The organism is Blautia sp. MSK.20.85 (assembly GCF_013317245.1).
Classification (GTDB): Bacteria; Bacillota; Clostridia; order Lachnospirales; family Lachnospiraceae; genus Blautia_A.
In genome coordinates this window covers 266,016-272,943 of record NZ_JAAIUN010000001.1, presented here as the reverse complement: position 1 = coordinate 272,943, position 6,928 = coordinate 266,016, and the positions used below count along the sequence as shown (strand labels likewise).

Here is a 6,928-nt window from a genome sequence, read left to right as displayed (position 1 = left end):
AGGATATCTGAGAGGAGCTGTCCTTAGTACGAGAGGACCGGGATGGACGGACCGCTGGTGGACCGGTTGGCTTGCCAAAGCCATGGCCGGGTAGCCAAGTCCGGAAGGGATAAACGCTGAAGGCATCTAAGCGTGAAGCCCCCCTCAAGATGAGATATCCCATTCTTTAAGAAGTAAACCCCCTTGAAGACGACGAGGTAGATAGGGCAGAGGTGGAAGTGTGGTAACACATGGAGCTGACTGTTACTAATCGGGTGAGGGCTTGACCAAGAAACGCAGGTTAAGAATTGATTCAAGAAGTTTGATTAACAATCAACAAGCATGTATGTAGTTTTTAAGGTACAAACCTTAATAAATATTCCTCCTTAGCTCAGTCGGTAGAGCATGCGGCTGTTAACCGCAGTGTCGTTGGTTCGAGTCCAACAGGGGGAGCTTTTTTATTTCCTGTAAACGTGAAGTTTACAGGTTTTTTATATATATCATATCTAAAAAATAGAGACAAGTTTTCTGATAAAAATTCAGGACAAGATAACAATTATAAAAAACGTGTAGATATAAATAACAAACATTTATACCTACACGTTTTTTAGTATAACTTATAACTGGCAAGTCTCCATTCGCTGCTTATTGCTTTTCACAACCCTGCCGAGGAAAATCCCGCTTTATCGAATGAAATTTGTCATAATCTTCGGCTCTGTCTCAGGCGCCTCAATACCTGCCTTTTTACCGGCTTCAATGCATTTTAAGAGCCATGCCATATTATTGCCTACTGTACGCATGATCTGAAGGCCCTCAGCGTCTTTTTTGACGTCATCCGGGGTGTTACCGTGAACCATTGGCCAGTAGTTTCCGGATACAACCGGCATCTGATGGTAGGTGAAATATTTGATCAGTACATCCAGAGTTGCAGTAGTACCGGCACGTCTTGCGGAAGCGACTGCTGCGGCTGGTTTGTGGATCATATCTTTTCCGGCCTTGGAAGCGAATTTATCCATGAATTCAATGATCTGACCGGAAGGAGAAGCCCAGTAAACCGGAGAGCCGACAACAAGGGCATCAGCCTCTTTCATAATGGCTGCTGCGGCAGCAACGTTCTCCGGGGAAGGATCGCCAGCCTGGAAAATTTCTGCCTCCACTCCATTTTTCTTTAAGGTTTCTGCGATTTCTGTAAGTGCTGTATAGGTGCAGCCTTCTTTTCGCGGACTGCCGTTCAGTAATAAAACTTTCATTATTAATATCATCCTTTCATATGAATTTTCAGCGGCTGACTATAGTTGTTCAGGAAAAAACTGCATCAAATCCGGCTCATCGGAGTAAATTGTCCGACGTACATTGGTTTGATGTTTATTTCCTCCGGATTACAATAGTCTCTGGGGCCGCTACACTTTCAATTATATACAGCGGAAAAATAATGTCAATGTTGGAAAAAAACAGAAAAGAATTTTCAAGACAATGCTTCAGAGAGAGAATGAGAACCCTCGGAAAGCCTTATTTTACAAGGGTTTTCGGCCTGTTTTACGGCTTTGTAAAAAAAATTGAAATTTTTCAAAAAAAAGCTTGCAATTATGAAAAAGGTATGGTATTATTTAACTCGTCGCTGAGGGAAATACGAAACAGCGAAAAATAAATAAGAAATATGGCTCCATGGTCAAGCGGTTAAGACACCGCCCTTTCACGGCGGTAACAGGGGTTCAAATCCCCTTGGAGTCACTTAAAACTAAATTGGATATTCATTTGACTCGATTCAACATTTGGTGTTTAATACGCCGATGTGGCTCAATTGGCAGAGCAGCTGATTTGTAATCAGCAGGTTATCGGTTCGAGTCCGATCATCGGCTTTTTGGACCTTTAGCTCAGTTGGTTAGAGCAACCGGCTCATAACCGGTCGGTCCTGGGTTCGAGTCCCCGAAGGTCCATTTTATAAGTTTTATATTTTGCATGGCCCAGTGGCTCAGTTGGTTAGAGCGCCGCCCTGTCACGGCGGAGGTCGAGAGTTCGAGTCTCTTCTGGGTCGTTCATATTTGGGGTCTTAGCTCAGCTGGGAGAGCATCTGCCTTACAAGCAGAGGGTCATAGGTTCGAGCCCTATAGGCCCCATTTTTGAACAATTTAATTGAATATGCGGGTATGGTGGAATAGGCAGACACAAGAGACTTAAAATCTCTCGGGGGCAACTCCGTGCCGGTTCAAGTCCGGCTACCCGCAGTATCAGTAAGATTCCTATTTTCGGGAATCTTTTTTTGTGCCATAAGATTTATTGACAGAAATGGGAAAATATTCCTAGTGTGTTGGTAGGGATATTGACAAGGTTATTTTCCCATGATAGAATCCTGACAGTTATAAAACGAATTATTTTGTCCGATTAACTGAATCAAGTAAGTCCCCTGCTTCTATTGTGGAAAGCAATAAGCTGTGGAGGGGGACTTTGTTGTCGGTACAATATACATGGAAAGAATATAAGGAGAAATCAGAAAATGCTGAATCAGTTTTCAAGAACAGAATTATTAATTGGAAAAGAAGGAATGGAAAAGCTGAAAAATTCCAGAGTTGCAGTATTTGGAATTGGCGGTGTAGGCGGATATACGGTAGAAGCCCTGGTAAGAAGCGGTGTTGGAACACTGGATCTGATCGATGATGACAAAGTATGCCTTACCAATATCAATCGCCAGATTTATGCGACAAGAAAGACTGTAGGAAAATATAAAGTTGATGTGGCCAGAGACCGTATCCTTGAAATCAATCCGGATGCAGTTGTAAATATCCACAAGACGTTCTATGTGCCGGAGACAGCAGATTCCTTTGATTTTTCCCAGTATGATTATGTGGTCGATGCGATTGATACTGTAACTGGAAAACTGATGCTTGTAGAGCAGGCAAAGGCTTCAGGAACACCGATCATCAGCTCTATGGGCGCTGGAAATAAGATGGATCCTACCGGTTTTATGGTGACAGATATTTATAAGACATCTGTCTGCCCGCTGGCAAAGGTTATGCGTCGCGAATTGAAAAAACGTGGAATTAAAAGGCTGAAAGTTGTTTATTCACAGGAAAAACCAATGACTCCTATTGATGACATGGCGATCAGTTGTAAATCTCACTGCATCTGTCCTCCTGGAACGAAAAGAAAATGTACCCAGCGTCGTCAGGTACCGGGAAGCAACGCTTTCGTGCCATCCGTAGTAGGACTGATCATTGCCGGTGAGGTTGTAAAAGATCTGATCAAATAAAATCCGAATATTCCGTAAAAACAGATATTGCAAGTATACCCGTACTGTGCAGTATCTGTTTTTTTATTCCTGATAGTTTGATTGTTTTTGCAAAAGCTGTTCTTTTTATAGAATGTTCAGATTTTTTATGATAAAATATTTTCTATAGATAATTCTGTAAATAAAAGAGAAGGGCAGATAAAGTATGGGGATCGTTGAAAAATTTATAAAAGAGGGACAGCTGACAAGGGAAGAATATCCGGAACTTCTGCACTTATATCAGGATCCGGATTCGGTTCGTCTGCTTCGGGAAGAAGCTGTCCGTATCCAGAAGAAATATTTTGGAAATAAAATATATACACGAGGTCTGATCGAATTTACCAATTACTGCAGGAATGACTGCTATTACTGCGGAATCCGCCGTTCAAACAAGAATGTCAGCCGTTACCGCCTTACAAAAGAAGAAATCCTTATGTGCTGTGAAAACGGGCATGAGCTGGGCTTTCGGACATTTGTGCTGCAGGGAGGAGAAGATCCATGGTTTAATGATGATCGAATGGTGGACATCATCCAGTCCATCAGACAGGGATATCCGGACTGTGCCATTACACTGTCTATTGGGGAGAAATCAAAAGAAAGTTATCAGAAGTTTAAAGAAGCCGGGGCAGACCGTTATTTACTCCGTCATGAGACAGCCAATGAAGAACATTACCGTTACCTCCATCCGGAAAATTTAAGTTCTGCAAACCGGAAACAATGTCTTTATGATCTGAAGGAGCTTGGATATCAGATCGGAGCAGGTTTTATGGTAGGGGCTCCGGGGCAGACGATGGAATATCTGGCGGATGATCTTGTTTTTCTGAAAGAGCTGAACCCTCATATGGTGGGAATCGGACCGTTTATTCCCCACCATGATACGAAATTTGCAGAGGAACCTGCGGGAAGTGTGGATCTGACACTGTTTCTTTTGTCTGTCATCCGGATCATGCTGCCACAGGTACTTCTTCCGGCAACCACAGCTCTGGGAACTCTGGACCCGAGAGGCAGGGAAAAAGGTTTTCAGGCAGGTGCCAATGTAGTAATGCCAAATCTTTCCCCGGTGAAGAACCGTAAACAGTATGAACTTTACGATAACAAGATCTGCACAGGAGAGGAAGCTGCGGAATGCAGGGGATGCCTTTCCAGACGTGTGGAGTCGGTTGGTTATGAGATCGTCACAGATCGTGGGGATTCTCCGATGATGCTTCACTGATTTGGGTCAAATATTTTATGTATCAGTACTTTCTTTTTTGAGTAATTTACGGTAAAATACCAGTGAGATCAGATTGCTAAAAAATTAACAGCTGGTCAGAAACAAGCGGAGTTTTCCTGTATGCGGATAAAACAGGAAAAATTATGGAGTGCGTACAATATGGAAAAAACAGAAAATGCTGTGCGGAGCAGACTTCTGGAAGCGGGAAAGGAAGAATTCAGAGACAGGGGATTTCTGAAGGCTTCTCTTCGTGCGATCTGCAAAAAGGCAGATGTGACTACGGGAGCACTATATTTCTTTTTTGAAAGCAAAGCAGCTCTTTTTGAGGAGATTGTGAAAGAAACGGTGGAAAAGCTCAAAGAGCTTACCGGAGATTTTTCCAATCGGGAAAAACAGCTGCAGCCAGAAGAATATGACAGAATTTTTATGGAATTTATCTGGGAAAACCGGGATATCGCAAGAATCCTTATGGATGGAGCGGAAGGAACTCGATATGACAATTTCCGGGAAGATACCTGTATAAGAATGGAACAGTTCCTCCGGGAAAATCTTCAGAAAAAATGTGGAAAAGAAGTGGATAGTGATCTGGTACATATTCTGGCAGAGACGAAATTACAGGGATACAGTGAACTGCTCAGAGGAGATTATTCAAAAGAAAAGTTTATGGAAATTTTCAGGATGCTGAAGATCTGTTCCTGTCAGAGTTTCCTGGCAGTTGCAGAAGAAATAAGCAGAAAGCAGTAAAGACCTGGCAGCTTTGAGCTGTCAGGCTTTTTTTCTGTGAAAACCATTGCTCATTTGCTCAAAGTATGCTATGATTAACTTGGTTAGTTTTAACAAACCGAGGGAGGTGTAAACAGAATGAGATCAAATGAATCATCGGAAGATTATCTGGAGACGATCCTGATTCTTGGAAATAGGAGTTCGCTTGTAAGAGCCGTGGATATTGCGGCAGAAATGGGCTTTAAGAAACCAAGTGTCAGCGTTGCCATGAAGAATCTCCGCCAGAAAAATCTCATCACAGTAGCAGATAACGGAGATATCCGCCTGACAGAAGAAGGACATAAGATCGCAGACAAAGTATACGAACGCCACCAGCTGATTTCATCCTGGCTGATGATGCTGGGAGTGCACGAAAAAACAGCACTTCATGATGCCTGCAGGATTGAGCATATTATCAGTGAAGAGAGCTTTCAGGCACTGAAGAGAGCAGTTCATGAGCTGAGAGAACAGCAGGAATCTGTAAAAGAAAATGCTGCAGATCAGGCTTAAAAAGATCTGCCACAGAGGACATCAGGAATTGACAACTGAAAAAATAAGAATATAATGGAAATCCAGGTTATAAAATGGAGGATATCAGAAAGATGAAATTACTTTTTATACGACATGGCGACCCGGATTACACAATAGATTCCCTGACCGAAAAGGGCTGGAAAGAGGCGGAATTCCTTTCCGAGAAGATCGCTGCTCTTGATGTCAGGGATTTTTATGTCTCGCCACTTGGAAGAGCAAAGGATACCGCATCCTGCACACTTAAGAAAAACGGAAGAACAGCCACAGAATGCAAGTGGCTCAGAGAATTTGATGTGAAGATCAGAAGACCGGATGTGCACGGAGAAAAGATCATTCCCTGGGACTGGCTTCCTGAGGACTGGACAAAGATCGAGAATTTCTACAGCTTTGACCGCTGGTGGGATAATGATATCCTGCGAGAAGGAAAAATGAAAGAAGAGTATGACTGGGTCACACAGAATTTTGATAAAGTTCTGGCAGAACATGGTTATGTGCGTGAGGGCCATTACTACAGAGCGGAAAAAGCCAACGAGGATACCCTTGTATTTTTCTGTCATTTCGGAGTAAGCTGTGTGCTGATCAGTTATCTTCTCAGCATTTCTCCACTGGTAATGCTGCAGAATTTCTGTGCGGCGCCATCATCGGTGAGCACTATTGTGACGGAAGAGCGAAGAAAAGGAATCGCATCCTTCCGTATGAGTTCTTTTGGTGATATTTCACATCTGTATGCTCATCAGGAGCCGCCGTCTTTTGCTGCCAGATTCTGTGAGACCTATGATAACAAAGAGCAGAGACATGATTAAGGATGAAAAAAGACGGCTGTAATATTTCGGGAATTTTCCGGAATACGACAGAAAATAACGGCCGACAGGATTATTTTGGGAAATGATTAGACTTCGTTAATAAAATTTATAATTTTACGGGGAACGTTTCATCCGCTTTTATCTAGTGCCATTATGTAGCTTTTCAAAAAGCCCGAAACCCTTGATTTTACTGGAAAAATTTATAAAAAAGCTTTTGTCAGTGTTTATCACATATTAAGTTTTGCTCGTGGGGTAAAAATCAGTTTGTGGGGTAAAAATTGGGGTAAGCTGTGGGGTATGAAAACGCAATAGATATGTGTTGCTGCATGGTGATTTAGATGGTACAGAATGTGAGAAACCAATAGAAAAGATATG

Annotated in this window: 6 protein-coding genes, 7 tRNA genes and 1 rRNA gene; 13 read left to right on the top strand and 1 reads right to left on the bottom strand. The window is 42.6% G+C overall.

The features are described 5' to 3' along the window. Both G5B12_RS01230 and G5B12_RS01225 read left to right on the top strand, forming a co-directional pair. Nucleotides 1-270, top strand: a 23S ribosomal RNA gene (locus tag G5B12_RS01230); the annotation flags it as partial. 89 nt (nucleotides 271-359) lie between these two features. Then, nucleotides 360-432 (top strand) — tRNA-Asn (locus G5B12_RS01225). A gap of 230 nt (nucleotides 433-662) precedes the next feature. Here G5B12_RS01225 and G5B12_RS01220 read toward each other — a convergent pair. After that, nucleotides 663-1,229, bottom strand: coding sequence for a flavodoxin family protein (locus G5B12_RS01220; RefSeq protein WP_021976337.1), 567 nt, complete (start codon nucleotides 1,227-1,229; stop codon nucleotides 663-665). A gap of 409 nt (nucleotides 1,230-1,638) precedes the next feature. Here G5B12_RS01220 and G5B12_RS01215 point away from each other — a divergent pair. The 11 genes from G5B12_RS01215 (at nucleotide 1,639) to G5B12_RS01165 (ending at nucleotide 6,553) form a co-directional block, all read left to right on the top strand. Further along, nucleotides 1,639-1,710, top strand: a tRNA-Glu gene (locus G5B12_RS01215). Nucleotides 1,711-1,765: 55 nt separating this feature from the next. Further along, a tRNA-Thr gene (locus tag G5B12_RS01210) sits at nucleotides 1,766-1,838 on the top strand. A 4-nt stretch (nucleotides 1,839-1,842) separates the two neighbouring features. Next, a tRNA-Ile gene (locus G5B12_RS01205) sits at nucleotides 1,843-1,916 on the top strand. Nucleotides 1,917-1,940: 24 nt separating this feature from the next. Beyond that, nucleotides 1,941-2,014: transfer RNA gene (locus tag G5B12_RS01200), tRNA-Asp, on the top strand. A gap of 9 nt (nucleotides 2,015-2,023) precedes the next feature. Continuing rightward, nucleotides 2,024-2,096, top strand: a tRNA-Val gene (locus G5B12_RS01195). 24 nt (nucleotides 2,097-2,120) lie between these two features. Beyond that, nucleotides 2,121-2,204 (top strand) — tRNA-Leu (locus G5B12_RS01190). Nucleotides 2,205-2,473: 269 nt separating this feature from the next. Beyond that, nucleotides 2,474-3,226 carry a tRNA threonylcarbamoyladenosine dehydratase gene (locus G5B12_RS01185; protein WP_118169487.1) on the top strand — a complete coding sequence of 251 codons (753 nt, stop codon included), beginning with the start codon at nucleotides 2,474-2,476 and terminating at the stop codon, nucleotides 3,224-3,226. Between the two features lie 184 nt (nucleotides 3,227-3,410). Next, complete coding sequence (gene hydE, locus G5B12_RS01180) at nucleotides 3,411-4,457, top strand: [FeFe] hydrogenase H-cluster radical SAM maturase HydE (RefSeq protein ID WP_118169485.1); 1,047 nt, start codon at nucleotides 3,411-3,413, stop codon at nucleotides 4,455-4,457. A gap of 159 nt (nucleotides 4,458-4,616) precedes the next feature. After that, entirely contained in the window at nucleotides 4,617-5,201 is a 585-nt protein-coding gene (locus tag G5B12_RS01175) for a TetR/AcrR family transcriptional regulator (protein WP_174087608.1), read from the top strand. Between the two features lie 117 nt (nucleotides 5,202-5,318). After that, entirely contained in the window at nucleotides 5,319-5,729 is a 411-nt protein-coding gene (locus G5B12_RS01170) for a metal-dependent transcriptional regulator (protein WP_119248197.1), read from the top strand. 92 nt (nucleotides 5,730-5,821) lie between these two features. Beyond that, nucleotides 5,822-6,553, top strand: coding sequence for a histidine phosphatase family protein (locus tag G5B12_RS01165; protein WP_021976790.1), 732 nt, complete (start codon nucleotides 5,822-5,824; stop codon nucleotides 6,551-6,553). The last annotated feature ends 375 nt before the right edge of the window (nucleotides 6,554-6,928 follow it).